The sequence below is a fragment of the Halomonas sp. SCS19 genome (assembly GCF_040147015.1).
Classification (GTDB): Bacteria; Pseudomonadota; Gammaproteobacteria; order Pseudomonadales; family Halomonadaceae; genus Halomonas; species Halomonas litopenaei.
On the sequence record NZ_JAMSHN010000001.1, the window covers coordinates 2,571,409 to 2,594,935 of the forward strand.

The window sequence follows — 23,527 nt, forward strand, 5'->3', positions numbered from 1 at the left end:
GGATCAGTCTCCTTGGGCAGCGAGGCTGGAACGGGTGAACAGGGCACAGCCCAGCCAGTAGAGTCCGCCGGTGATGACGAACACCGGCAGCGAGGCACCGATGGACAGCGGTGCCACCAGGGTCCAGTAGGCCGCCAGGGCCGCACCGATCAGGTAGGCGCCGATGGCGATACCGGCGGTGGGCCGACCGAGCTGGTGCGGCGAGCGCAGCAGCTCGGCGCTATAGCCGTCACGGCCAACCAGGTAGTAGTCGACGATCATCACCGAGAAGGCCGGAATGAACAAGGCGCCGATCAGCAACAGGAAGTTCTGGAACTGGTCGAGGATACCGGGGATCAGGGCGCCAAAGACCGTCACCACGCCGATCACCAGCGCCGGCTTCCAGAAGGCCATGCCGGGGGACACGTTCATGCACGACAGGGTGGCGCTGTAGACCGCCATCACGTTGGTGGTCATCACCGAGAAGAAGATCACCAGCGCAGCGGGCAGACCAAAGCCGAAGCCGGACAGCAGCCGGGTCGGGTCGTAGGTCTGTTCCATGCCGCCGAGCACCGACAGGCCGGATACCGCGGCACCCAGCCCCATGGCGATCATCGAGGCGCAGACGTAGCCGCCGTAGGTGCCGAGTACCGCGATGCGTCCGCTCTTGCAGTTGCGGTTGTAGTCGGCGGAGGTGGAAATCCACGAGAAGGCGGTGGCGACGACGATGTCGAAGGCGATGCCCAGGGTGATGCCGTTGCGGGATTCGGCGGGCATCTCGAACAGCGCACCGACCTCGTAGTGGCGGTTGAGCTGGTAGACCACGCCGGCCGCCAGCACCATCATGGCCGCCGCCGCCCAGCGCTCGATGCGCTCGATACCCAGGTGGCCGCGCAGCACGATCAGCACCACGATGGTCTCGCACAGGATCGTCATCAGCGGCAGGTTGGAGTAGCCGGTGGTGGCCTCGATGGCGTAGTCCAGGCTCATGCCGGCCAGCAGCGCCTGGATCCAGCTCCAGGCGATCAGCACCGCCATGTTGACCAGCGAAATGATCTTCGAGCCGGTGGGGCCATAGGCGCGGCGGGTCAGGGCCATCGAGGGCAGGCCGGTGCGCTGGCCCATCAGTCCTACCAGCAGCAGCGGAATGGCGCCGATCAGCGAGCCGATCAGGACCCAGGTCATGGCGACCGGGAAGCGCAGATCGGGCACCAGCAGCATGCCGGTGAGGATGGTGGTGACGACCACGTTGGCGCCGAGCCACAGGGCAAAGGTGGCCATGCCTCCCATGCTCTTGTGCTGGTGTTCATCCAGGGTGTCGTGGCCGATCAGCCGCTTGAGTGAAATCATCTAGGAAACCTTTGTGGTTATGGTTGGTAGGTACCGCAGGGGCGCGAAATTGGGAGCGCAAAACGGAGCAGATAAAAGGGGCGGACAAAAGGAGCAAAAGGGCCGGCGCCGTGGCGCCGGCAAAGGGGTCGTTGCTCGATCAGGCCACCGCGGCGTTCCATGCCGTGGCGTCGATTTCGATCAGCATCGGGCCGTCTTCGGGGCGATGGGCGATTGCCCGGGCGAGGCCGGCGGGGTTGCCGACCCGGGTCGCCGCACAGCCGAAGCCGGCCGCCAGGGTCTGGAAGTCCGGTGCTTGGATGTCCACGCCGAGGCGGGTGACGCCGGCGTTGTCCATGAAGCGGCGGATTTCCTCGTAGCCCTGGTTGTGCCACAGCAGCACGATGACCGGCAGCCTTTCCTCCACCGCACAGGCAAGCTCGGTCAGGGTGAACATCACCCCACCGTCGCCCACCAGCGCCACCACCGGCAGGTCCGGCTGGCCGAGGCTCGCGCCCATGGCCGCGGGCAGGCCGTAGCCGAGAGTGCCGTAGCCGGTGGACGCGTTGAAGAAACGGCGCGGCGCGTCCTGGCTGACCAGATGGTTGGCGGCGTAGGTGGTGGCGCAGGAATCGCCCACCAGGATCGCCCCCGGCAGGCTCTCGCGCAGGGTGTCGAACAGCGGCACATAGGGGCGGAAGGCCGGATCATCGGCCAGCGCCAGGGCGCTCAGCGCATCATGTGTACGCTTGCGGCCATCGCGCGAAAGCTGCTCACCGCCGAGGCGCTGGTCGCAGCCGGTGGCCAGCGCTTCGAGGCTGGAGGCAGCGTCGGCCACCAGTGCCAGGTCGGCATGCTGGTTGCGGGCAAGCTGCTCGGGGTCCAGGTCGATGCGAATCAGTCGACCGTCGAGGGTAAAGCCGTCGTCGAACACCACGTCATAGTCGGTCTCGCCAAGCTCGGTGCCGATGGCCAGCACCACGTCGGCTTCATGGGCAAGCTCCCGCACCGCTGGCAGCGAGGCGTTGGCGCCCAGATCCAGCGGATGGTCGCGGCCGAGCAGGCCCTTGGCGTTGATGGTGGTGACGGTGGGGGCGTCGAGGCTCTCGACCAGACGACGGGCGGCGTCCGGGGCATCGACGCAGCCGCCGCCGAGCAGCACCAGCGGGCGCTTGGCGTCGACCAGCCAGTCGAGCGCCTGCTCGAGTGCGGCGGGGGCCGGTGCGGCCTTGGCCAGCGCCGTGCGGCGCGTGCTGACAGGCTCGCTGACCGGGGCGTCGAACAGGTCGATGGGGATCTCGATATGCACCGGGCCGGGGCGGGCGCCATCGAACACGGCGAAGGCACGGGCCAGCACCTCGCCGAGGCCGTTCGGGTCGAGCAGGGTGTGGCTGAAGCGCGAGACGCCGGCCATCAGCTCGCGTTGGCCGGGGAGTTCGTGCAGCCGGCCCTGGCCGCGTCCCAGGGTGTCGCGGCGGTTGACGCTGGAGATCACCAGCATCGGCACCGAGTCGGCCAGGGCCTGGCCCATGGCGGTGGCGATATTGGTCATGCCGGGGCCGGTGATGATGAAGCACACGCCGGGCTTGCCGGTGGTGCGGGCGTAGCCGTCGGCCATGAAGCCGGCGCCCTGTTCGTGGCGCGGGGTGACGTGGCGGATGCCACTGCCCTGGTGGTCGTGTCCATTGCCGCCTTCGAGGCCACGATAGAGCTCGATGGTGTGGACGCCGGGGATACCGAAGACGGTGTCCACGTCGTAGGTGTCACGCAGCAGACGGATCAGCAGTTCAGCGCAGGTCATGCGGTACTTCCTTGAGACGGATCAGGGGCTTGAGACGGGCCAGGGGCTTGAGACGGATCAGAGGCTTGAGACGAGCCAGGGGCGAGGGCGGGGTCCGGGGCCACCGAGTAGGGGGCTCTTGCAAAGATCCGCCTGACCATGGGCTCGAAGTGCGCCAGCGGCAGGGTGTCGTAGGCGGGGTCGAAGGACGGGCAGTCCCAGTCACGACAGAAGGCTTCGCAGTCGTCGAACCAGGGATGGCCGCGGAATTGCTCGCGGGCGTCCTTGTCGCCGCCGACCTTGTCCCAGTAGTAGTGCCCCTGGAAGACGTCGTGATGCTGGACGATCCAGTGGGTCTTCTCGCTGACGAAGGGTCGCAGGATCGAGGCAGCGAAGGCGGCGTGGTCGAAAAGCGCCAGTTCGTCACCGATGTCATGGACCAGGGCGGCGACGATCATCTCTTCGTCGGCGCCGGCACGCTCGGCCCGGGTCGCGCTCTGCAGGCAGTGCTCCAGCCGGGTGATCTGGTAGGGCTGGTGGCCCTCGCCCAGCCGGGCGAGGGTGTCCAGTACGCTGTCGGCGAGGCCGGCCAGGTAGTCGGCGTCGTGGGCGGCGATCACCGCCCAGTCTTCTGCCGTGCTTTGGTCGATGCGGGTGAAGGCCGCCTTGCCGGCGGCGTGAGCATCGTTTGGGTCTGTCATGTCGGCCTCCCGATCAACCCACCAGCCAGTGGGCCATGACCACGATGATGGGCAGGGTGATGGCGGTGCGCAGCAGGAAGATCACCACCAGTTCCCACAGCTTGAGCGGGATCCGTGACTTCAGCAGCAGGGCGCCGATCTCTGACATGTAGATCAACTGGGTCAGTGACAGACAGGCGATGACGAAGCGAGTCAGTTCGCTCTCGATATCGCTGGCCAGTACCGCCGGCAGGAACATGTCGGCGAAGCCCACCAGGGTCGCCGGCGCGGCGGCCTCGGCCTCGGGCAGACCCATCCACTCGAGCACCGGCACCATCGGCATGGACAGCCAGGTGAACAGCGGAGTGAACTCGGCCAGTACCAGCGCCACGGTACCGATGGCGATGACCAGCGGCAGCAGCCCGAAGAAGATGTCGGCGACGTTGAACAGTGCCAGGCGGGCGAGCTTGAGCGGGCCCGGGGCGGTCTCGGCGCGGGCCACGGCGATGCCCAGGCTGTAGCGCAACAGACTCTGGTTGCCGGTGTTTTCTTCCTGGATCTGGCAGCCCACCGGCTCGTAGTAGGTGTTGGCCTTGCGTGACAGCGGCGGCAGGCGCGGCACGATGACGGCGGCGACCAGGCCGGCCACCACCACGGTCAGGTAGAACGGCACGAACAGGTGGTTGATGCCGATGAAGCTGGTCACCAGCAGGGCGAAGGCGATCGACACGATCGAGAAGTTGGTGGCGATGGCCGAGGCCTCGCGGGCGTTGTAGAAGCCCTGCTCGTATTGCTGGGTGGTGATCAGTACGCCGACGGTGCCGGAGCCCATCCAGGAGGCGGTGGCGTCGATGGCGCTGCGCCCGGGCAGCCCGAAGATCTTGCGAAAGGGCGTGCGCACCATGGAGCCGATGAACTCCATGAAGCCGAAGTCCACCAGGAAGGGCAGCAGGATGGCGGCAAAAAAGAAGAAGGTCAGCAGCACCGGCGCCAGGTCATTGAGCATCACCCCGCCGGTGAAGGAGGCGGTGACCATCTCCGGGCCGACCTGGAAGTAGGTCATCAGCGCGAAGGCGGCGCCGAGGGCGCGCATCACCACCCACAGCGGGGCGATGTCGAACAGCTCCTTCATCGCGCCCTGGCGGGCCCAGCCTGGTTTGGTCAGCTTGACCACCAGGGTCAGCACGATGGACAGGGTGAGCACGACGGTGGCGATGGCGGGCAGGGCGTCGCCGAGGGTGGCCTTGAGCCAGTCGGCGGCCAGACCCATGCCGATGTTGATGGTGTTACCGACCGAGAAGGGCACCAGGAACAGCAGGATGCCGATCAACGACGGGACGAGGAACTTGATCAGACCATGGGTGCTTAGCTTGCCCCCGTCGGTCGTGATCTTGTCGGCAGAATGCAGGTGGGAGGACATGGGCGATCACTCTTTGCTGTTGTAATGGTCGGCGCCCTGACGCGGGCGCCTCGTTGGCTGTCGCCAGGGCCACTCCCTGGCCCTGTGAGGATTCAGTCGCGGCGCGCGACTCCGGGGAGCACGCACAGCATTTCATAGAGCAGGGTGGCGCCCATCAGGGCGGTGTTGCCGCTGGGGTCGTAGGGCGGGGAGACTTCGACCAGGTCGCCGCCTACGATATTGAGCCCCTGGGCGCCGCGCACGATCTCCAGGCCCTGGGTCGAGGTCAGGCCGCCCATTTCCACCGTGCCGGTGCCGGGCGCCACCGACGGGTCCAGGCCATCGATGTCGAACGAGATGTACACCGGGCCATCGCCCATCTGCTCGCGCACCTCGGCCATCAGCGGCTCGAGAGACTTGTGCCAGCACTGTTCGGCCTGGACCACGCGGAAGCCCTGCTGGCGACACCAGTCGAAGTCCTCGGCGGCGTAGCCGGTGCCGCGCAGGCCGATCTGGACGACCCGGTTGGCGTCCAGCAGCCCTTCTTCCTGGGCACGCCGGAACGGGCAGCCGTGGGCCACCTCTTCACCGAACATGTGCTCGTTGACGTCGGCGTGGGCGTCGATATGGATCAGCCCGACCGGGCCATGCTTCTTGGCGATGGCGCGCAGGATCGGCCAGGTAAGGGTGTGGTCACCGCCCAGGGTCAGCGGCACGCAGTCGTGGGACAGGACGTCGTCGTAGAAGCGGCTGATGATGTCCAGGTTCTTCGGCAGGTTGAAGGTGTTGATCGGCACGTCGCCGATGTCCGCCACCTGCAGGCTGTCGAAGGGTGCAGCACGGGTGGCCATATTGTAGGGGCGCAGCATGCGCGATTCGTCGCGGATCTGGCGCGGCCCCAGTCGGGTGCCCGGGCGGTTGGAGGTGCCGATGTCCATGGGAATGCCGATAAAGGCGGCGTCCAGACCCTCGGCGCTGGTCTGGGTGGGCAGACGCATCATGGTGGCAGGGCCACCGAAGCGCGGCATCTCGTTGCCGCCGAGAGGTTGATTGAAGTCGCTCACAGGGAACTCCTGGCATCGTGGATGGGGACGGTCGCGGCCCTGGGCCTGACGGTTGTTATGGGTGATGCAGACGTCGTGCCATCTTTTAAGCATTTATACTAAAGATGTAATAGAGGTGCAGGGATTCCAAGGGAAGGTCTGCTGTGGTGATAGACGTGATCCAGAAGTGAATCGCGATCCCGACGCATCGTGATACACTTCTGAATCAATGATGCATTTATGGATCGCTGGATGAGCGACGACGACACCAAGATTCTCAAGACCATCATCGACACCGCCCACGACCACTTCTTCATCGTCGCGCCGGATGGTCGTATCCGCGACGTCAGTCCCGGGGCGGCGGCGGTCTACGGCATGTCCTGCGAAGAGCTCTGCGCCACCAGCGTGCAGCGGCTCGAGGCCGATGGCGTGCTGACCCCGTCGGTCAGCCTGGAAGTCATTCGCAGCGGGCGGCCGGCCCAGCTGGTCCAGCGCACCGGCACCGGACGCAGGGTCATCGCCCAGGCCCATCCGGTATTCGAGGGTGAGCGGCTGGTGGCGGTGGTCAGCCGCTCCATGGACTTGACCGATCTGCAGCTGCTGCAGCAGGAGTACGCGCTGTTGCAGCGCCGCTTCAGCGAGCACTTGCGCCGGGGCCATGCGCTGGAGAGCGACAGCGAAGCACTCGAGGCCGAGCTCGATGACCTGGAGGTGAAAAGCCAGCTGATGCGCGAGGTGGCGCTGCTGCTCAAGCGGGTCGCGCCCACCGACGCCACGGTCTTGATGCTGGGCGAGTCCGGGGTGGGCAAGACCGCTTTCGCCCGCCAGCTGCACCGTTGGAGTTCTCGCCGCGATGGCCCCTTTATCGACGTCAACTGCGCCGCCATCCCTGAAAGCCTGTTCGAATCGGAGATGTTCGGCCATGAAAAGGGCGCGTTTTCCGGCGCCGCGCCGGGGGGCCGCAAGGGGCTGATCGAGCAGGCCGAGGGCGGCACCCTGTTTCTCGACGAGATCGGCGAGTTGCCCCTGGCGGTGCAGACCAAGCTGCTCAAGACCATCCAGGACGGCAGTATTACGCGGCTTGGGGACAGGGCCCCGCGACGGGTCGACTTTCGCCTGGTGGTGGCCACCAATCAGGACCTGTCGGCACGGGTCGAGCAGGGCCTGTTTCGCCTGGATCTGTACTACCGGCTGAACGTGATTCCGGTCACCCTGCCGCCCCTGCGCGAGCGCCGCGAGGATATTCCCGGCCTGGTCGAGCGCCAGCTAAAGCGCCTCAATCGGCGTTATGGACGCGACAAGATGCTGGCGCGAGACGTGTGGCAGGCACTGATGGGCTGGGATTGGCCGGGCAATGTGCGTGAGTTGGAAAACACCCTGGAAAGGGCCTGGTTATCCAGTGACGATGTCATCCAGGGCGATCTGCTGGTGCCGCCCACGGGGGCCTCGTTAGGGCCGCTCGGCTCGCAGCAGCGTGAAGCGCAGCAGACGGCGGCGTCTGTCACCGGAGCCTCCGCTGCGCTGGCTGATGGCGCTACTTCACCCGCGACACTATCCGCACCAGGTGCAGCGCGACCCGAGCTGCCGCTTGCCCGGGGCGAGGGCCTGAAGGCCGCCCTGGCCCGGCGCGAGCGTGAGATCCTTGCCGACTGCTGCCGTACCCTTCCCACCACCTACGCCATCGCCGAACAGCTGGGCATCAGCCAGCCAAGCGTGGTGCGCAAGCTCAAGCAGCATGGGTTGCGGATCGGGTGACTGGTGATGAAGGGCCGAGCTCTGCGGCACTTACTGACGGAAGACGTAAAAGAACCCGACCCAGGTGGCCAGGATCAGCAGTGGCTTCAACACCAATACCGCACCGCTGGTGGAGCCCTGTTCGTCGTGCTCGGTGTCGCTGGACTCCCCGGGCTGCATGGCGAGTACCACCGTCAGCAGCAGGTTGGCGCCGGGGACCAGCAGCATCAGGCTCCACAAGCCCGCCTGGCCCAGGTCGTGCAGGCGACGAGTGCCGTGGAGCACCAAAGGCTGAAGGCTGATGACAACCCACCAGATCCCCAGCAGGCCTGCCTTGATCGTCAATGCGTCCTCGAGGGCGGGGGCGGTGATGGTGGTCGCCCACAGGGCGGCATAGTAGAACGATAGCGCCAGGGTAGCGTTGAGACAGAAGTCGAGACGACTCTCGCGCCCCGCCAGGCTGTCGAACCAGTAGCCCGGCAACACTCGCCTGAGCTCGAAGGCCTGGGGCGATGAGTGACCGGGGGCGACAGGGTCGTGAAATCCGGGAGCAGTAGGGCGATGCATCGGTATCTCGTCCTGTAGATCCAGCGTGATGCCGGTGTGCAGTTGAGGGAGACTGGTTCGATAAGCTGCGTCCTTCCGACTTGAATCCTACCCATTTTCTCCCTTGGTCTAGATAGGCGATCACGTAGTTTCTAGTACGAACCGCGTAAATAGTGCTGGTTCATAAGTCTGGTGGGCGACCTGCTTCCGAAGGATGGAAGCGTTCGGCCTCTGCCTGGTCCTTGAACACCAGAGTGCGGTAGGGGAAGGGAATCTCGATATTGGCCTCATCGAGCGCGCGCTTGATGGATGCCACCACCTGATCGCGGGAAGCGCGGATGTCGACGGGGCGGGACCCGGTCCACCAGGCCACCTCGAAGTCGATGGAACTGGCGCCGAAGGCCTTGGCGAAGACCTGCACCGCACGTACGTCGCTGCGCACCGAGTCCACCTCGGCGACCGCGCCCTGGATGATCTCGCGAGCCTGGTCCACGTCCTCGTCGTAGGCGACGCCAACGATGATGGATGTGCGCCGGATATCGCGGTTGGTGCGGACGATGACCGGCTGCTGGAACAGCAGGGCGTTGGGCACCACGATCATCTGGCCGTCGGTGCGGCGGATACGGCTGTCGCGCACCGTGATCTGCTCTACCTGACCTTCCACGTCGTTGGCCTCCAGGGCGATGTGGTCGCCGATCTGGAAGGGTTCTCGCCACAGGATCAAGAGGCCGGCGAGGAAGTTCTCGAACACGTCCTTGAAGGCGAAGCCGATGGCGATGGAACCGAGGCCCAGGGTGGTAAGGGCCTTGCCGGGAGTGACGGTGGGGAAGATCAGGGTGATGGTGATCAGAAGTCCCCCGAGCCAAAGACAGAGCCCCGTCAGCATGGTCAGGACATCGCGCAGATTGCGTCGGAGCTTGGCCTTGTCGGCCACCCGCGCCACCAGGGCGCGGCCGAATCTCGCCACCAGCCAGGTCACCAGGATCAGCAGCAGGCCGGCGGCCAGTCGTGGGCCAGCAGAACCAATGTCTGACAGGTAGGCCTGAACCTCTCCCAGCAGCAGCGACACGAAGGGTAGTTGTTCCAGTTCTTCCATCGCATCCTCCCGGGCCATGTTCAGGCGGCGGGCGCACTATCCTGCGCCCTTGTTGCTGAGCATAGCGGGGCGCCAGGCAAATCGCGCGTCACCTGCCAACGCTGGCAGTCCGGATACCTCGTCGGTTCCGACTTGACCCTCTATTTATCATGATAAATACTTTTGTTCATCTGGAGGTGGCCGCGATACGCTCGCGGCGTCACTCCATCGCCAGGCCTTCTTCGACAAACGATCCAGAACGGTTCTTCCACAACAAGGACAACTCCATGAGTGCCCACGACCAGACGCTGAAAGAGCGCAAGAAGTGGTATCGCACGGTGCCAGACCCGATGGTGCTGATCTTCCTGATCCTGCTCGCCACCTATGCGCTGACCTTCATCATTCCCGCCGGCGAGTTCGAGCGGGTCATGCAGGATGGACGCACCCGCGTGGTGCCGGACTCCTTTCATTATCTGAGCGACGTGGCGGCGATCTCGCCTTTTGACATCTTCGTGGCGATTCCCAAGGGCTTGAACGCGGCCTCGCTGTACCTGTTCATCGTGTTCATCGCCGGCGGGCTGTTCCATATCCTTCAACGCACCGGCGCCCTCGAGAACGCCATCGGGGTGGCGGTCAATCGGGTCGGCGTCGAACGGCGTAACGTCATCATCACCGCCGGCACCTTCATCTACGGCTTCTTCGGTGTGGCCGTCGGCTTCGAGAACAATATTGCGCTGGTGCCCATCGCGGTGCTGATCGCCAGCGCGGTGGGCTGCTCCAGCCTGGTGGGCACCACCATGGCGGTGGGTGGCATCGGCGTGGGCTTTGCACTGTCGCCGATCAATCCCTATACCGTGGGCGTGGCCCAGGGCATCGCCGAGCTACCGACCTTTTCCGGCGCCTGGCTGCGCGCCTTGCTGGTGCTGACCTCATTGGGCCTGTTGTCCTGGTATATCTGTCGCTTCGTCACCCGCATGGACTTCGAGGAGCCCAACGACGCCAAGGCCATGAGCAAGTCGCTGGACGAGTACCACATGAGCAAGCGCGACAAGCTCACGCTGGTGGTGTTCGTCGGTGGCCTCGCCGCCATGCTGGTGGGGGTCTTTACCCAGGGCTGGTACATCAATGAGATCGCCGGCATGTTCCTGCTGATCGCCATCGTGATCGGCATCGTCAACGGCCTGTCGGCCAACGAGATCGTCAAGCAGATGATGGAGGGGGCATCCGGCGTGACGGCGGGCGCCCTGGTCATCGGCCTGGCCGCCTCGATCCAGGTGATCCTCAAGGACGCCCAGATCATCGACACCATCGTCTACGCCCTGAGCGGTCTGATTCAGGATATCCCGGGGGCGCTGTCGGCGATCATGGCCAGCGTCGTCCAGGGGGTGATCAATCTGTTTGTGCCATCCGGCTCTGGCCAGGCGCTGGTGACCATGCCGATCCTGGTGCCGGTGGCCGACCTGGTCGGCATGAGCCGCCAGCTGATGATCACCGCCTTCCAAGTGGGTGACGGCCTGACCAACCTGATCGTGCCGACCTCCGGTGGCACCCTGGCGATGCTGGCGCTGGGCCGGGTGTCCTACGAGAAGTGGCTGAAGGCTATCCTGCCCTTCATGGCGCTGGTCTACCTGCTGTCCTGGGGTGGTCTGGTGATCGGCCATATGGTCGGCTACTAGGTCGCGCCATGACACTGTCGCTGCTGCATGTTCATCCGGCTACCGGCACGGTAGCCGCCCTCACCGCCACCGGAGGTGTGGCGGTGGGCGGCTACGTTCACCATGTGTGGCGTGGCGTCGGCGCCTGCGCGACCCAGGGGCGGGTTACCCACCCCTGGTATCCCGACGGTGTCCGCCGGGCGCTGGAACGGGGGGAGGATGCCCGCGGTGCGCTTGCCCGGCAGGTCGACGCCGACAAGGGTGCCTCGTTGCGCCAGTGCCTGGTGATGGATGCCCGGGGGCGCTCAGCGCTGCATAGCGGTGCCGACAACCTCGCCACCGTCGCTTCCTGCTGCTACCCCGGCGTGGCCGCGGCGGGCAACCTGCTGGCCAGCGCCAAGGTGGTCGAGGCCCTGGCCCACGCCTTTGTCGACACCTGTTGTACCAACGCCGACGCCGTGCGCCAGGGCGCAACGCCCGAGTACCGCGACGACTATGAGGCGTACCTGCTCGAGGGACTGATCGACGCCCTGGAGGTCGCCTTGGTAGAGGGAGGCGACGTCAGAGGCACGCGCTCCGCCGCCCTGCGTATCGAGTCGTTTACCCAGGCCCCCCTCGATCTGCGTGTCGATTGGTGTGAGGGCGATATCGCGGGCGAGTTGCGCGCCCTGGCCAGGCGTGTGCGCGCGCCAGCCTTTGCCGACTTTCTGGCGTCCCTGCCGCGTCGCTGACGCCATTCCTTCGTTATTCCGGTGCCTCAAGGCACCCGATCTGGAGATATCATGACCGCTGACCACGAGACCATGACGCTCGGCGCACAACTGCTCGAGCGCCTCGACGAGGCTGCGTGTTTCTCGGAGCCTGGTGCCGGCGTGACCCGGCTGTTCTGCTCGGAGCAACACCGCCAGGTACTCGAACTTATCGCCGATTGGATGCGCCGGGCCGGACTTGAGCCCGAAATGGATGCCTCCGGGAATCTGGTTGGGCGATGCGACAAGGCGCGCGCCGGCGCGCGCACGCTGATCATGGGGTCACACCAGGACACCGTGGTCGAAGGTGGCAAGTATGACGGCATGCTCGGCGTAGCGCTGCCGCTGCTGGCGCTGGAGCGATTGAAGAAGGATGGGATCGAGCTCGACTACGGCGTCGAAGTGGTGGCCTTCGGTGATGAGGAGGGGACCCGTTTTCAGTCGACGCTGATCGGCAGTCGTGCCCTGGCCGGTACCTTCGATCCTGCCAGTCTGGAGGCCAGGGATGCCGATGGCATCAGCGTGGGCGAGGCGCTTCGGGCCTTTGGTGGTGATCCTGAGCAAATTCCGTCATTGGCCCGAGATCCTGACTCGGTGCTGGGCTTCGTCGAGGTCCACATCGAACAGGGGCCGGTGCTGGAACGGCGCGATCACGCTCTCGGCGTGGTGACCTCCTTGACCGGGATCGAGCGTCACCGGCTGACGGTTGCCGGCAAGGCAGGCCACGCCGGCACCACGCCGATGCCGGGCCGTCGCGATGCGCTGGTGGGGGCTGCCGAGATGATCGCCGAGGTCGACCGCATCCTTAACGCCACCGAGGATTTTGTCGGGGTGGTGGGTAAGCTGGAGGTACGCCCCAACGCGGTCAACGTGATTCCTGCCGAGGTGGTGTTCACCCTCGAGCTGCGCTCTCCCCACGCCGAGGTTCGGCGTCGTGGTCGCGAGGACATTCTGGCCGCCTGCCGACAATTGGCACAGGCGCGCGAGTTGTCACTGACGGTGGAGACGACCTATGAGGCCGAGGCGGTGGCCTGCGCGGACTGGCTGATCGAGGCCTTGGGGGATGCCTGCCAACGGTGCGATGAGCCGGCTGATCTGCTGTTCAGCGGCGCCGGTCATGACGGTCTGGCGATGTGCGACCTGACCGGTATCGGCATGTTGTTCGTGCGTTGTACCGATGGCCTGAGTCACCATCCGGACGAAGCCATCACCGCGGCCGACGGTGAGGCGGCCACTCGTGTACTGATGCAATTTCTCAAGGACCTGACCGTGAAGGAGCAATAAGCGTCGCCGAGACTCGCACCTCCGCAACTACTAGGCGCTGTCCGAAAAGTCGACGAGCGAAGGTTAGACAAGGCAAAAATCGGTGAGAAAGCGCAGTTTACGGGGTGTAAATGAGCATTTTGATCCGATTTTTAACGCCGTATTACCGAGCGCAGGCACTTTTCGGACGAGCCCTAGTGGTTAACCTTCGTTGAGAAACCCGCGTCTTACCTGCGCCTCGTTGTCGTGCATCACCGCCTGGGCTTCCAGCAGATGCTCGCGCATCAGGGTGCGGGCGCGTTCTCCGTCGCCGGCCTCGATGGCGTCGAGCAGCCAGGCGTGATACTGGCAGCCGGCGGGACCGATATGATGGTCGCCGGGCTCGTACAGCCGCCGATAGACGGTAAGGTCGGACAGCACCTGGGCGGTGAAGCGGATGATGAAGGACAGCAAGGGGTTGCCGCCGGAAAGCTGCGCCAGTTGTTCATGAAAGTCCAGCGAGTCGATGTGCTGCTGGCGCTCGGCGTCCAGGTCACAGGCGGGCTCGGCGTAGCTCGCAAGCGACTGGCGCAGCCTGGCGATCTCTGAAGCCTCGACCTGCCCCGCCAGCGAGGCTACCAGCTCCGGCTCCAGCGCCAGGCGGATCTGGTAGATGTCGCGGATCGAGATGTCCTTGAAGTACAGATAGTGGCTAAGCAGTGAGATGGCGCGGGATTCGCTCATTTCCCGGATAAACACGCCGCCGCCGGGTCCGGTACGCGTCTCGACCAGCCCCTGGGCTTCCAGCACCCGGGTGCTTTCACGAACGGTGCCCTTGGAGGCGCCGAGGATCTCCATCAACTCCGCCTCACCGGGCAGGCGATCACCCGGTGACAGCTCGCGTTCGACGATCCAGCCCTTGATGGTCTCTGCCAATTGATAGGGTCGTCTGCGAGGTGTCGATCCGGTCATGTTGGTCTCTCGTCGGTGATGAAACCACAGCATATCAGAGCTCATGACGGACTGGCCGCCACCTCGTCGGTCAGGGCTGCCGCGACTGCGCAGGGCTGGACGGCAAAGATTTTGTGAATATTAGTTACATTTAGTAACAGTATGGCTATTCTAGAAGCCAAAGGGTGAAGCCTGTGCCTGAAGTGGCCTAAGCCGGTTAGACCGCAGTGCCCGTGAGGGGGTTACGGGTGACTTTATCTGCCACTCTGTGTGCAGCGTTTGTGTGGTGGTGGCGCCATCGACAATCTGTGGAGGCCTTTCGATGTCCTTTCGTGCTCGGCTACTGCTGGTGATGCTGGTCCTGACCATCGGGATCCAGCTGGTCGTGTCATGGGCGGTACTCAGTGCGCTCAAGACGACCGCCATGGAGCAGGGCGAGAAGGAACTGGGCGTGGCCTCCGGCGTGGCGCAAGCCCTGCTCGATGGCTGGGGCCAGCAATTGCTGCACAGTGTGGATCTGCTGGTGGAAGATCCGCGTTTCCGCGAGGCCATCGACCCGCTCGACAGCGCGGTGCGAGTGGACGTGCTTGGCGAGTACGCGGAGCGCATGGGTGCCAACATGGTGAGCCTGCTCGATGATGAGGGCCGTGTGATGGTGTCGAGCCATCATGATGCCGGGGCCACGGATGCTTTCCCTGACCTCCGGGATCAGGCGAGACGCACCGATGGGACCATCACCCTGTTCATTCATGATGGCGAGGCCTTTCAACTTGTCCTGCATCCGGTGCGGGGGACGACGTCCGTGGGCTGGCTGGTCATGGGGTTTCGCCTGGACGAGGACATGGCAACGGCGCTGTCGGCGCTGATTCGTAGCGACACCCATTTCGAGGTGCAGGTGGGTGAAGGTGAGGACGTTGGCCTTGTGGGGAGCGAGGGTCTGCGCCGAGCCTCGACGCTGTTCGAGGATGCAAAGGGGCGTATCCAGCTCGTGGTGGAACGTTCCTACGAGACTCTGCTGGCCGACTATCAGGCGATAAAGCGCCAGCTGGCCATCATCCTGGCGATCAGCCTGGCGCTGATGCTGGTGGCCGCCAGCTTGATCGCTAGAGGCGTGAGTCTGCCGCTGTTGCGGCTGGTCGGGGCGGCCAAGAGTGTGGGGCGTGGGGAACCTCTGGATCTCGATCGACTTCCCCGCAAGGGAGAATTTGGTCTGCTGTCCTCGACCATGCTGAAGATGCAGAACGACCTGGTGCGCCGGGAAGCCGACATTCGCAAGCGCTCACGCCAGGACCAGTTGACCGGGCTAGGCAATCGCCAATGCGCCAACGAGGATATCGAGGCTGCCATCGCCACCGGGCGTCCCTTTACCCTGCTGCGGCTGACCATCAACCATATGCGCCGGATCAACGACACCTTCGGCCATGACTTCGGTGATCAGGTACTGAGTACGCTGGCCGGACGCCTGGCGGATCTGCCGGCACCCAAGGCAGGGGCTTACCGTCTCAGTGGCGACGAATTCCTGCTGCTGCTGTCAGTGTCTCACCTCGACCCGCTGTGGCTTGAGGATACGCATCGTCGACTGACCCGGGCGATCCGTCTGGATGGGTCGCCGGTGACACTCGATTGCGCCATGGGCGAGGCGCGCTATCCGGAGCATGGCGGCGAGGCCAACCTGCTGCTGCGGCGGGCCGAGATCGCACTGGATCGAGCACGTCAGCTACGCCAGTCCTATCAGTGTTACCTGCACGGCCAGGACGAACGCCATCTGCGCCATCTGTCTCTGGTGCGCGATCTCCAGCACGCCGCCAGCAACGGTGAGTTCTCGCTGCGTTATCAACCCCAGGTGTCGGCCCTGACAGGACGGGCCCTCGGCATGGAGGCACTACTGCGGTGGGATCACCCCAGGCTCGGACGCATCCCTCCGGATGAATTCATTGCCCTGGCCGAACGCTCGGGGCTGATCCACCAGCTGACCCAGTGGGTCATCGACACCGGCTGCCAGCAGCAAGCACAAGCATGATGAATCATAATGAGAACTAAAACTGGTGATAATATGCTGATTTTTTTGAAATTTTTACATAACTGGCTCGCCAAACGTCCTATGAATATAGGTAAAGTTGCTCTTTTAGAAGTACATTATCGGTATTGAAGTATGTTCGAGTGGAAATGAGAAGGGAAACTAAGCAGTAAGTGCTGCATTGTGTATGAGATGGCACGACACCCACATTCCGTTACACGCATCCACCATATCAGTTGTCGAAAAGTGTTAAGGTTCTGTTTTTTAAATGATTTTATATTGATGTGAACAGTTGATAGAATTCGCTAAACCAACCTTCCTCATCCATGTGCCCATACGCGATGAGACCTTGACTTGAGCCTTAAACGTGACCTCTTGATTCATGAGGGCAGCAACGCCCTTTTGGCATCCGACTACCATTTGAGTTTACAATACACATGATCATAAGCTTATACTCTATGATAAGAACCCTTAGTTACAATTAGAAAATCATCTGTCGTAAAGAACCACAGAAGGGTACATATATGGATCACTCATTCACTCCAGAAAGTTTCTTAAAGATAACAACGAGGCTTGATCCCAGAAAGCACAAAATGGGGAGAAGCAAAAACGAATATGTAAGATTCCATGCGCAAAACATTGAGAAATTGCAGGCAAAGGATTTCAAGATAAGTGAGGTAATGACTTCAAAGACCGCTCATGGCAATATTAAGCATATTGATAGTTCAGCGTCACACGCAATCTTTGCAGTAAGAAAAGCCAATCAAAACATCAAATTTACCTACAAAGTAAAGCCTGCGAACCGCGAAAAAATCGTTAGACAGGTAATAGAGTTGCTAGGTAGTCGTGAACCAAAAGCAATTTTAAGGCTAGATATTTCAAAATTCTATGAGTCGATTCCAGTAGAAAAAATCGCAACAATGATTCTGGATGACTATAGAATAAACTATGAAACAAAAAACGTGCTCCTCTCCCTTTATGAGGGAAAAAACAATTCCGAATACTCGAGTCTTCATAGAGGGCTTTCACTCAGTTCTACCATGTCAGAAATGTTTATGGAGAGCACTGATAAAAAAATTTCCATTATTGATGGAGTTTACTATTATGCGCGTTTTGTCGATGACATCATAGTTTTCTGTACTGGAAAGCCGGAAAAGTTGATTAAAGAAATAAAGCGAGTTCTACCTGAAGAGCTAAAATTAAATGCTAAAAAAACCGCTATAGTAAATGTTAAATTCGATGAGAAAAATAAACTTGCCATGTATTCATCTAGAGATTTTTTTGAATATCTAGGTTATAAGTTCTCAATATCGACATCTGGAAATACAGTATCGGTAGACGTTGGTATCGCCGAAGAGAAAAAGAAGAAAATTAAAACTCGACTAATATTGTCCGCAAAACAATTTATAAAGAATGGTGATAAAAAACTTTTTTTTGATAGAGTGAAGTTCTTGACTGGTAACCACCGTATAAAAGGCTCATATGGGCGCAACAAGCTCTTTTCTGGAATTCACTTTAACTATAGGGCTATGGAAGGAAAAACAGGTTCTTCCCAGTCATTACAAGAACTGGATAGTTTTCTAACTACACTTTTGTTTAAAAGAAACTCGATGTTAAGCCATAGTTTAAGGTTACAATTAAATAAGAAAGAATTGATTGCACTATCACAATACAGCTTCAAAGAAGGGTTTCAGAATAAAAGAGTCAACAACCTTTCAGAGAAAAGAATTTCCGAAATAAAAAAGGCTTGGAAAAATGTTGCGTAACAAATCTTGGAAGAAAAAAAAGGTAGAAAAAAAGGATTATCACCGTGTCCTTCTTACCGAAACTCTACCTTATGAGGTTCCGGTCCATTTCTCCAATTTAGGGTTTTATCAAAAAGTCAAGAATAGAGAGTTTGATTACACTAGGCTCCCTCTCCCGTTCGATAACATAAAGGGGGTGTCCGTTCCCTTTAACTACGAAATCAGGAATGGTGAAAACAAAAAGAGAGTTCTTTCCATACCACACCCGGTAAATCAAATAAACTTCATAAAATTATATGAAAAATTTGAAGAGCAAATAATTTTCTTATGTTCTAAGAGTAAGTATTCTCTTAGATATCCAGCGGCCACAGGTTCATACTTCTTTGAAAAAGGAAAGAGTTACAAAAAAGAAGATGAAAGGGCTGTGGACTCATATGGAGATGATGTTATTACTGAGAGTTCATCCTCATTTTTTTCATATGATAGATATAACTTCGTATACAAATTCTACGACTCTATCGAATACTGCGACTTAGAAACTCGGTTCGGTTATTTAAAAAAACTTGATATTAAAAAATGCTTCTATAATGTGTACACGCACTCCATATCATGGGCTGTAAAAGGAAAAGAGTTTTCCAAGAAATTAAGAAACTCGTATTCGTTACCTAACGAATTCGACAGAATAATTAGAGACTGCAACAATGGGGAAACAAATGGCATTGTGGTTGGGCCTGAAGTTTCAAGAATTTTCAGTGAAATCATACTGCAAGAGCTGGATGTAAAACTGCAAAAAACCCTCGATACCCTAAATCTCCATTCAGACCAAGAATATGCCATAAGACGTTATATCGATGACTATTTTGTGTTTTCCAACTCAGAAGAAATTCTGGAAATAGTAACAGAGGAGTTGGAAAAAATACTTGCCGACTACAAGCTTCACTTAAACGAAAGTAAAACTGAAGTCACTCGGAGGCCGTTTGTCTCAGGAGAAACGGCTGCAAAAGCCAGTGCAGCAAATTTAATCGAGAAGCAGTTCGATATAATGTCAGCCATAAGAGAAAAAAAAGATGGTAATGTGAAAAGTGCCTTTCAAAGGCCGATCAATATAGAGTCAAAACTTTCGAGCATGATCAAAGATTACAGAGTTATAATCCACGAAAAAGACATTCATGCATCAAGTGTCTGCAACTATACCCTGACAATAATACTAAACAAAATTGATGAGATAGCAGCATGGAAAAATATTGAATATAATAAATCAGGAAAGAATTTTAACAATTTTTTGACTGTTCTATTATTATTCGCGCTTTATGTATTTTCTCTTGGGGTAAAACCACGATCATGCTATATTTTTTCTAGGCTTGTGATCGCTATAGGGAATAATTTCTTGTCTCCTGAAAACCCATATTCAAAAAACATAAAATCAACGATTTCTGAAAAACTCAAAGATATTATAACAATGAAGAGCGACTCGGAAGTGCACGCTGTAGAACTTTTTGATCTTGTGCAACTTTTGAGATGGCTAGGTCAGGGTTACGAAATAGGATCGAATGACTTTAAAAAACTTATCTCTAATAAGGTTGGAGAAATAGATACATCATATTTCGGGATAATGGCCGCACTGGATTATTGTAAAAATATTCGCGGGCGAAGAAATTTGAAAATAAAAATTATAGAACATGTTTCAAGCTATGTCTTAAAAAAGAGAGTGTCAACATCATCCGCCGAGTGTTTCATGATTATCTCAGATTTAATGGCATGCCCATACTTAAGCGAAAGAATGAAAAAAAACGCTTGCAGAGCCATCATCAAAAAGTATTGGAGTGAACAAGAGATTTATAAGAAAAGAGAAATGATAGACAGGTCAGCAAAGAATTTATTCGATTATTATGACAAGATTGGCGGCACGTGGTTTTACGAATGGGACTCATTATCAGAAAGCAGCTTTGCACCAAAAGTATTGAAAAGAAAGGAACTAAGGACTGCATACTGAAACTTCCTAGCTACATTCATTTGTCTGTGATAGAATGGCCATGGTTCTGGGCTAGTAGCCGTATGCAGGTGCAACACCGGCCTGCACTCGCAGATTGATTTGTGAGGAACAGGATGGACACCTTGCCAGCCTGGTAAGATCATCATCGAGTGCTAGATGATGGTTTGTCCTGGTCAAGGGGCAGTGGCTTGAACGCTGCCCCAACAGGAGTGGCAGTTCGCTAAATGCTACCGCTAATCCTGTTTGCTGTGAGGTTTGCAGCACACACACGAATGGTGAACGTCCAGGGCCATATACCCTCCCCTTCATGGTCTTAGATTAACATCCCTTTTAGTGCTTTGTGTAGGCTCTAGGCGGCTAACGCTGGGTGTGCTCGCGGTACCAACAGCCCAGGACTGTTGTCGTCGTACTTTGATGTAGTACCGAGTAGAGCGGCTCATCATCGATCGGGCTTGGCCCAGCGACTTGAGTTGAGGTTGCCAGATGCATTTTTCCTTAAAGGACTGGAAGACGCGCTCGATAGGGCTGTTGTCAGAGCCCAGGATTAAGGTTGATGAATCCGGCCCTGTGCGCCGAATCCATGTACCAGGGCCTCTTCCAGCGCCGCTTCACCCGTATTATGGCTTCCATTGTCGGATAATCGCCCGCCGAGACTCTGTCGTATACAGCAGTTGATAACCACGGCTATGCTGGCTCTCCGGTCCTTTCCACACTACACACGGGTAAGATCGGTCGCTCATCGCTCGTCAGGCCTCGAAGCAATGTAAGCAAGGCTCTGGGCACGTGGCCGAAAGCCCTGGGGCCGCTAGCGTACCTGCCAGCCTTAAGCTTCAGGGTGTTCGGATTGGTCAGCGGTCTTAACCAAACACGCACCTTGGGCGCGATAGCCATGAATCGGACATCGCTCAAGAGTCTGCCTCACACGAGCAGCCATATACGCATTGTTCTCCCGACATCGTGGATTGCGCCGGTAGTAAATAGACCTGAGTGAGAGTGCCAGTCACGTTCGTAGCTTGACGACTGATACTTCACGTCCCTGTTGGGTCAGCTCCGTGTGCAATGACGTGACAAGCTCTCGCCTTCGTCGAACAGACGGTGCCACTTTTTTGGCGCGTAGATCTGCAGGCGGGGCTCCTCAATCCGGCCCTTGACCTCGGAAAAGATGAGGCCATGCTAGCGAGCCACATCAGCGACGGTGGTCTTGCCCTCAAAGATTTCCATGACCACGGCGACTTTGCCCTTCGCAACACAGCGTTGGACGGTGGGTTCGTTTCTCATCGCGCCATACTAATCTCTGCCCTAGAGCGTGTATTGCATTGGAGGAGGCATTTCAATTGTCCCTGCAGTAATAGAAGTAGAGGTACTAGCTACATAAATGGAGTTGAATTTTAATTAGGATGATTCTTATTTGAGTTTGTTTTATTGGGTTGCGGATGTGATTTTTTGGGTATACCGTATTCAATACGCGACTTTTCAGTCGAAATTCGTGCTGGTAAGTCGATTTTTTACGGTTAAAACAATACGTTTAGATTTCATTACACCAAACCAGCACAGAGGTCATCATGTTTATTCGCGCCTATCTTCGTGCCAGCACTCATGATCAAGATGCCAGCAGAGCTAAGGATAGCCTTGAGACCTTTACGCAGGGCTTTGAAAAGGTAATCGCCTGTCAGTACGTGGAGAATGCTAGCGGAGCCACAACGGAGCGCAGAGAGCTTCAGAGACTACTTACGGATGCGCTGCAGGGTGATGTACTGTTGGTTGAGAGCATCGATAGGCTTTCGCGACTGCCTGTCGACGACTGGAAAAAGTTACGTTCAGAAATTGATCAGAAAGGATTGCGTGTTGTGTCTGTGGATCTTCCGACTAGCCATCAAGCAATGAGAGCAAACGAGGATGATGAGTTTACTGCTAGGATGCTCGATGCAGTCAACTCGATGATGCTCGATATGATGGCTGCCATAGCAAGAAAGGACTATGAACAGCGCCGAGAGCGCCAGCAGCAAGGCATAGAGAAAGCGAAAACACAGGGAAAGTATAATGGAAGGCCTGTCGATGAAGTAAAACATAAACGCATTGCCGAGCTTCTAAAGGCTGGATTCAGTATTCGGAAGACTGCTGAGCACGCTGGCGCTAGCACCTACACAGTGCAAAAAGTGAAGTCAAATATGATTGATTTGTCGTTAGACAGTAAGGTTTGAATTATGACATGAAGTGTAATGAGAAACAATAAGGCTTCGATAATATTATTGTCATAGCGAATGCCGAAATTAAAGGAGCCTTAAATGTTGGGTGGACCAAATTCTATGTTTTTTTGTTGTTGATTATTATTCTTTCAATAAGTAGAGTCGATACCACTCAGGCTTAAAGGATAAAAGCAATCAATTTTTTCTGCTATTGATTTTCCTGGCTTTTCAAAAAGTTTTGTTAAATATTTTTCTAAAGATGAGTTTTCGTCACCAGCGTAATAATCCTGAAGGTGGAACTTTGTTATTTTGTTTAGGCTTGATTGCCTTCCATTAACTAGTCTAATTTTTTTTTCGATTAATTGCTCCATTCTGTCTTTACTAGGGAGCTTGTTTTCTTTGTCAGCGATTAATATATGGTAGTGTATATTTTCCATGCCAAATGTTGATTCTTTGATAGCTATACCCTCAATAAATTGATTGTTCTTTCCATATCTTTTTTTCAGTATGGCTCTATTCATAAATTTCATCAACATGTTTAAACAACTTTCGCTTTTTGTTTCATGCATTCCATAGGAAAAGCTAACTGTTAAATGGTACCGTGTTTTTATACTTTTCAAGAAAATCTCATATTCCTTTCTAAGTTGAATTTCTGAATTGATTCTTTTCATTTCAACCAGGCTTTCTTTATTTATTTCAGTTTTGATTTTATCCATTTCTCTTCTGATCCTTTTTCTAATCTATGTATGATGCACTTTCCTTTAGGCATTAGGATACCAATGCCGTTCGTGTAGAGAAAGCATCATTTATAATGTAAAATGTAGGTAGATGAAGAGCGTTCCCGCTGTAAAAGCGTAGACTAACTTCATTTCCCTGAAGGCTCACGGCCATACCGCATGGCTATGCATTTGTGAGACTTCAGTTGTATTTATATTTCCAGCATCAAAATCCGTAGAGGCCGCGTATTTTAAGGTAGAGGGTGGGGTATGAAACTCAACAGAAACACATCTACGGCTTCCCATCGAGCAGCCGAGGTTAAGAATGAAAAACGAGCTAAACTTCGCAATCACATCGCTCAATACGTCATTCCAGATTTTTGCCGAAATAACGATTGTCCGGGGGCTTTGAAATGTGGTAAGGAAGTTTTCATGGAATGCGTAAGTTATAATGATTTGGCCGGTTCACTTAATACACTAAATGTTGAAACTTTGGCAGGAAAAAGGGGGAATTGGAAAGCGCAAATGGTTAAAAATTTGTTTAAGTAATTCTTGTGGGTGAAAGTTTATAATCCTGGTTGCGCACCTGTCTTTATGGACCCCGGTGCGCATACTTATTTTTTCTGAGTTATTTGCTCTATGCAAACATGTTTTTTGAGTATGAGTAATTTGGAAATTGTTTCTGGGTGCGCGGTAAAGTTATCAAGT

The 23,527-nt window shown here is 57.2% G+C and carries 18 protein-coding genes; 9 read left to right on the forward strand and 9 right to left on the reverse strand.

What is annotated here, in order from left to right:
• Positions 1-3: 3 nt before the first annotated feature.
• From NFH97_RS11290 to speB, 5 genes are all read right to left on the reverse strand, one after another.
• Positions 4-1,329 carry a purine-cytosine permease family protein gene (locus NFH97_RS11290; RefSeq protein WP_045993648.1) on the reverse strand — a complete coding sequence of 442 codons (1,326 nt, stop codon included), beginning with the start codon at positions 1,327-1,329 and terminating at the stop codon, positions 4-6.
• 139 nt (positions 1,330-1,468) lie between these two features.
• Complete coding sequence (locus NFH97_RS11295) at positions 1,469-3,109, reverse strand: 5-guanidino-2-oxopentanoate decarboxylase (protein ID WP_222517091.1); 1,641 nt, start codon at positions 3,107-3,109, stop codon at positions 1,469-1,471.
• Entirely contained in the window at positions 3,106-3,789 is a 684-nt protein-coding gene (locus NFH97_RS11300) for an HD domain-containing protein (RefSeq protein WP_222517090.1), read from the reverse strand. Before NFH97_RS11300 ends, NFH97_RS11295 begins: the two co-directional genes overlap by 4 nt.
• Before the next feature lie 13 nt (positions 3,790-3,802).
• Complete coding sequence (locus NFH97_RS11305; protein WP_349624816.1) at positions 3,803-5,188, reverse strand: YjiH family protein; 1,386 nt, start codon at positions 5,186-5,188, stop codon at positions 3,803-3,805.
• 92 nt (positions 5,189-5,280) lie between these two features.
• Positions 5,281-6,231 (reverse strand): agmatinase, encoded by a 951-nt coding sequence (speB, locus tag NFH97_RS11310; RefSeq protein ID WP_349624817.1) that lies wholly within the window; start codon positions 6,229-6,231, stop codon positions 5,281-5,283.
• A 231-nt stretch (positions 6,232-6,462) separates the two neighbouring features.
• Here speB and NFH97_RS11315 point away from each other — a divergent pair, with 231 nt between their 5' ends.
• The gene (locus NFH97_RS11315) at positions 6,463-7,965 is read left to right on the forward strand and encodes a sigma-54 interaction domain-containing protein (RefSeq protein WP_222517089.1); all 1,503 of its coding nucleotides are present in this window, start codon (positions 6,463-6,465) and stop codon (positions 7,963-7,965) included.
• Positions 7,966-7,995: 30 nt separating this feature from the next.
• Here the strand turns inward: NFH97_RS11315 and NFH97_RS11320 are convergent, their stop codons facing one another.
• Positions 7,996-8,511, reverse strand: coding sequence for a DUF805 domain-containing protein (locus tag NFH97_RS11320; protein WP_222517088.1), 516 nt, complete (start codon positions 8,509-8,511; stop codon positions 7,996-7,998).
• Between the two features lie 160 nt (positions 8,512-8,671).
• Complete coding sequence (locus NFH97_RS11325) at positions 8,672-9,586, reverse strand: mechanosensitive ion channel family protein (protein WP_108449236.1); 915 nt, start codon at positions 9,584-9,586, stop codon at positions 8,672-8,674.
• A 266-nt stretch (positions 9,587-9,852) separates the two neighbouring features.
• Between NFH97_RS11325 and NFH97_RS11330 the strand changes: the two genes are divergently transcribed.
• From NFH97_RS11330 to NFH97_RS11340, 3 genes are read left to right on the forward strand one after another with little or no spacing between them, the layout of a single operon-like run.
• Positions 9,853-11,241, forward strand: a complete 1,389-nt coding sequence (locus NFH97_RS11330; protein ID WP_045993637.1) for a YfcC family protein — start codon at positions 9,853-9,855, stop codon at positions 11,239-11,241.
• Between the two features lie 8 nt (positions 11,242-11,249).
• The gene (locus NFH97_RS11335; protein WP_222517087.1) at positions 11,250-11,951 is read left to right on the forward strand and encodes a DUF1028 domain-containing protein; all 702 of its coding nucleotides are present in this window, start codon (positions 11,250-11,252) and stop codon (positions 11,949-11,951) included.
• 51 nt (positions 11,952-12,002) lie between these two features.
• Positions 12,003-13,253 carry an allantoate amidohydrolase gene (locus NFH97_RS11340; protein ID WP_222517086.1) on the forward strand — a complete coding sequence of 417 codons (1,251 nt, stop codon included), beginning with the start codon at positions 12,003-12,005 and terminating at the stop codon, positions 13,251-13,253.
• A gap of 180 nt (positions 13,254-13,433) precedes the next feature.
• Here NFH97_RS11340 and NFH97_RS11345 read toward each other — a convergent pair whose 3' ends face one another.
• Complete coding sequence (locus NFH97_RS11345) at positions 13,434-14,228, reverse strand: FadR/GntR family transcriptional regulator (RefSeq protein WP_258183966.1); 795 nt, start codon at positions 14,226-14,228, stop codon at positions 13,434-13,436.
• 256 nt (positions 14,229-14,484) lie between these two features.
• Between NFH97_RS11345 and NFH97_RS11350 the strand changes: the two genes are divergently transcribed.
• From NFH97_RS11350 to NFH97_RS11365, 4 genes are all read left to right on the forward strand, one after another.
• Positions 14,485-16,182: a diguanylate cyclase domain-containing protein gene (locus NFH97_RS11350; protein ID WP_349624818.1), complete on the forward strand. Its 1,698-nt coding sequence runs from the start codon at positions 14,485-14,487 to the stop codon at positions 16,180-16,182.
• Positions 16,183-16,703: 521 nt separating this feature from the next.
• Positions 16,704-17,945 carry an antiviral reverse transcriptase Drt3a gene (gene drt3a / locus NFH97_RS11355; protein WP_349624819.1) on the forward strand — a complete coding sequence of 414 codons (1,242 nt, stop codon included), beginning with the start codon at positions 16,704-16,706 and terminating at the stop codon, positions 17,943-17,945.
• Positions 17,935-19,917 (forward strand): antiviral reverse transcriptase Drt3b, encoded by a 1,983-nt coding sequence (drt3b, locus tag NFH97_RS11360; protein WP_349624820.1) that lies wholly within the window; start codon positions 17,935-17,937, stop codon positions 19,915-19,917. Before drt3a ends, drt3b begins: the two co-directional genes overlap by 11 nt.
• 1,562 nt (positions 19,918-21,479) lie before the next feature.
• Positions 21,480-22,118, forward strand: coding sequence for a recombinase family protein (locus NFH97_RS11365; RefSeq protein WP_349624821.1), 639 nt, complete (start codon positions 21,480-21,482; stop codon positions 22,116-22,118).
• 134 nt (positions 22,119-22,252) lie between these two features.
• Here the strand turns inward: NFH97_RS11365 and NFH97_RS11370 are convergent, their stop codons facing one another.
• Positions 22,253-22,819, reverse strand: a complete 567-nt coding sequence (locus NFH97_RS11370; protein WP_349624822.1) for a hypothetical protein — start codon at positions 22,817-22,819, stop codon at positions 22,253-22,255.
• Between the two features lie 270 nt (positions 22,820-23,089).
• Here NFH97_RS11370 and NFH97_RS11375 point away from each other — a divergent pair, with 270 nt between their 5' ends.
• Positions 23,090-23,368 carry a hypothetical protein gene (locus NFH97_RS11375; protein ID WP_349624823.1) on the forward strand — a complete coding sequence of 93 codons (279 nt, stop codon included), beginning with the start codon at positions 23,090-23,092 and terminating at the stop codon, positions 23,366-23,368.
• Positions 23,369-23,527 lie beyond the last annotated feature (159 nt).

Excerpts from the sequence above, each read along its gene's own strand:
- NFH97_RS11290 (WP_045993648.1), bottom strand. The coding sequence starts at position 1,329 with ATGATTTCACTCAAGCGGCTGATCGGCCACGACACCCTGGATGAACAC.
- NFH97_RS11295 (WP_222517091.1), bottom strand. The coding sequence starts at position 3,109 with ATGACCTGCGCTGAACTGCTGATCCGTCTGCTGCGTGACACCTACGAC.
- NFH97_RS11300 (WP_222517090.1), bottom strand. The coding sequence starts at position 3,789 with ATGACAGACCCAAACGATGCTCACGCCGCCGGCAAGGCGGCCTTCACC.
- NFH97_RS11305 (WP_349624816.1), bottom strand. The coding sequence starts at position 5,188 with ATGTCCTCCCACCTGCATTCTGCCGACAAGATCACGACCGACGGGGGC.
- NFH97_RS11315 (WP_222517089.1), top strand. The coding sequence starts at position 6,463 with ATGAGCGACGACGACACCAAGATTCTCAAGACCATCATCGACACCGCC.
- NFH97_RS11320 (WP_222517088.1), bottom strand. The coding sequence starts at position 8,511 with ATGCATCGCCCTACTGCTCCCGGATTTCACGACCCTGTCGCCCCCGGT.
- NFH97_RS11325 (WP_108449236.1), bottom strand. The coding sequence starts at position 9,586 with ATGGAAGAACTGGAACAACTACCCTTCGTGTCGCTGCTGCTGGGAGAG.
- NFH97_RS11330 (WP_045993637.1), top strand. The coding sequence starts at position 9,853 with ATGAGTGCCCACGACCAGACGCTGAAAGAGCGCAAGAAGTGGTATCGC.
- NFH97_RS11335 (WP_222517087.1), top strand. The coding sequence starts at position 11,250 with ATGACACTGTCGCTGCTGCATGTTCATCCGGCTACCGGCACGGTAGCC.
- NFH97_RS11340 (WP_222517086.1), top strand. The coding sequence starts at position 12,003 with ATGACCGCTGACCACGAGACCATGACGCTCGGCGCACAACTGCTCGAG.
- NFH97_RS11345 (WP_258183966.1), bottom strand. The coding sequence starts at position 14,228 with ATGAGCTCTGATATGCTGTGGTTTCATCACCGACGAGAGACCAACATG.
- NFH97_RS11350 (WP_349624818.1), top strand. The coding sequence starts at position 14,485 with ATGTCCTTTCGTGCTCGGCTACTGCTGGTGATGCTGGTCCTGACCATC.
- drt3a (WP_349624819.1), top strand. The coding sequence starts at position 16,704 with ATGGATCACTCATTCACTCCAGAAAGTTTCTTAAAGATAACAACGAGG.
- drt3b (WP_349624820.1), top strand. The coding sequence starts at position 17,935 with ATGTTGCGTAACAAATCTTGGAAGAAAAAAAAGGTAGAAAAAAAGGAT.
- NFH97_RS11365 (WP_349624821.1), top strand. The coding sequence starts at position 21,480 with ATGTTTATTCGCGCCTATCTTCGTGCCAGCACTCATGATCAAGATGCC.
- NFH97_RS11370 (WP_349624822.1), bottom strand. The coding sequence starts at position 22,819 with ATGGATAAAATCAAAACTGAAATAAATAAAGAAAGCCTGGTTGAAATG.
- NFH97_RS11375 (WP_349624823.1), top strand. The coding sequence starts at position 23,090 with ATGAAACTCAACAGAAACACATCTACGGCTTCCCATCGAGCAGCCGAG.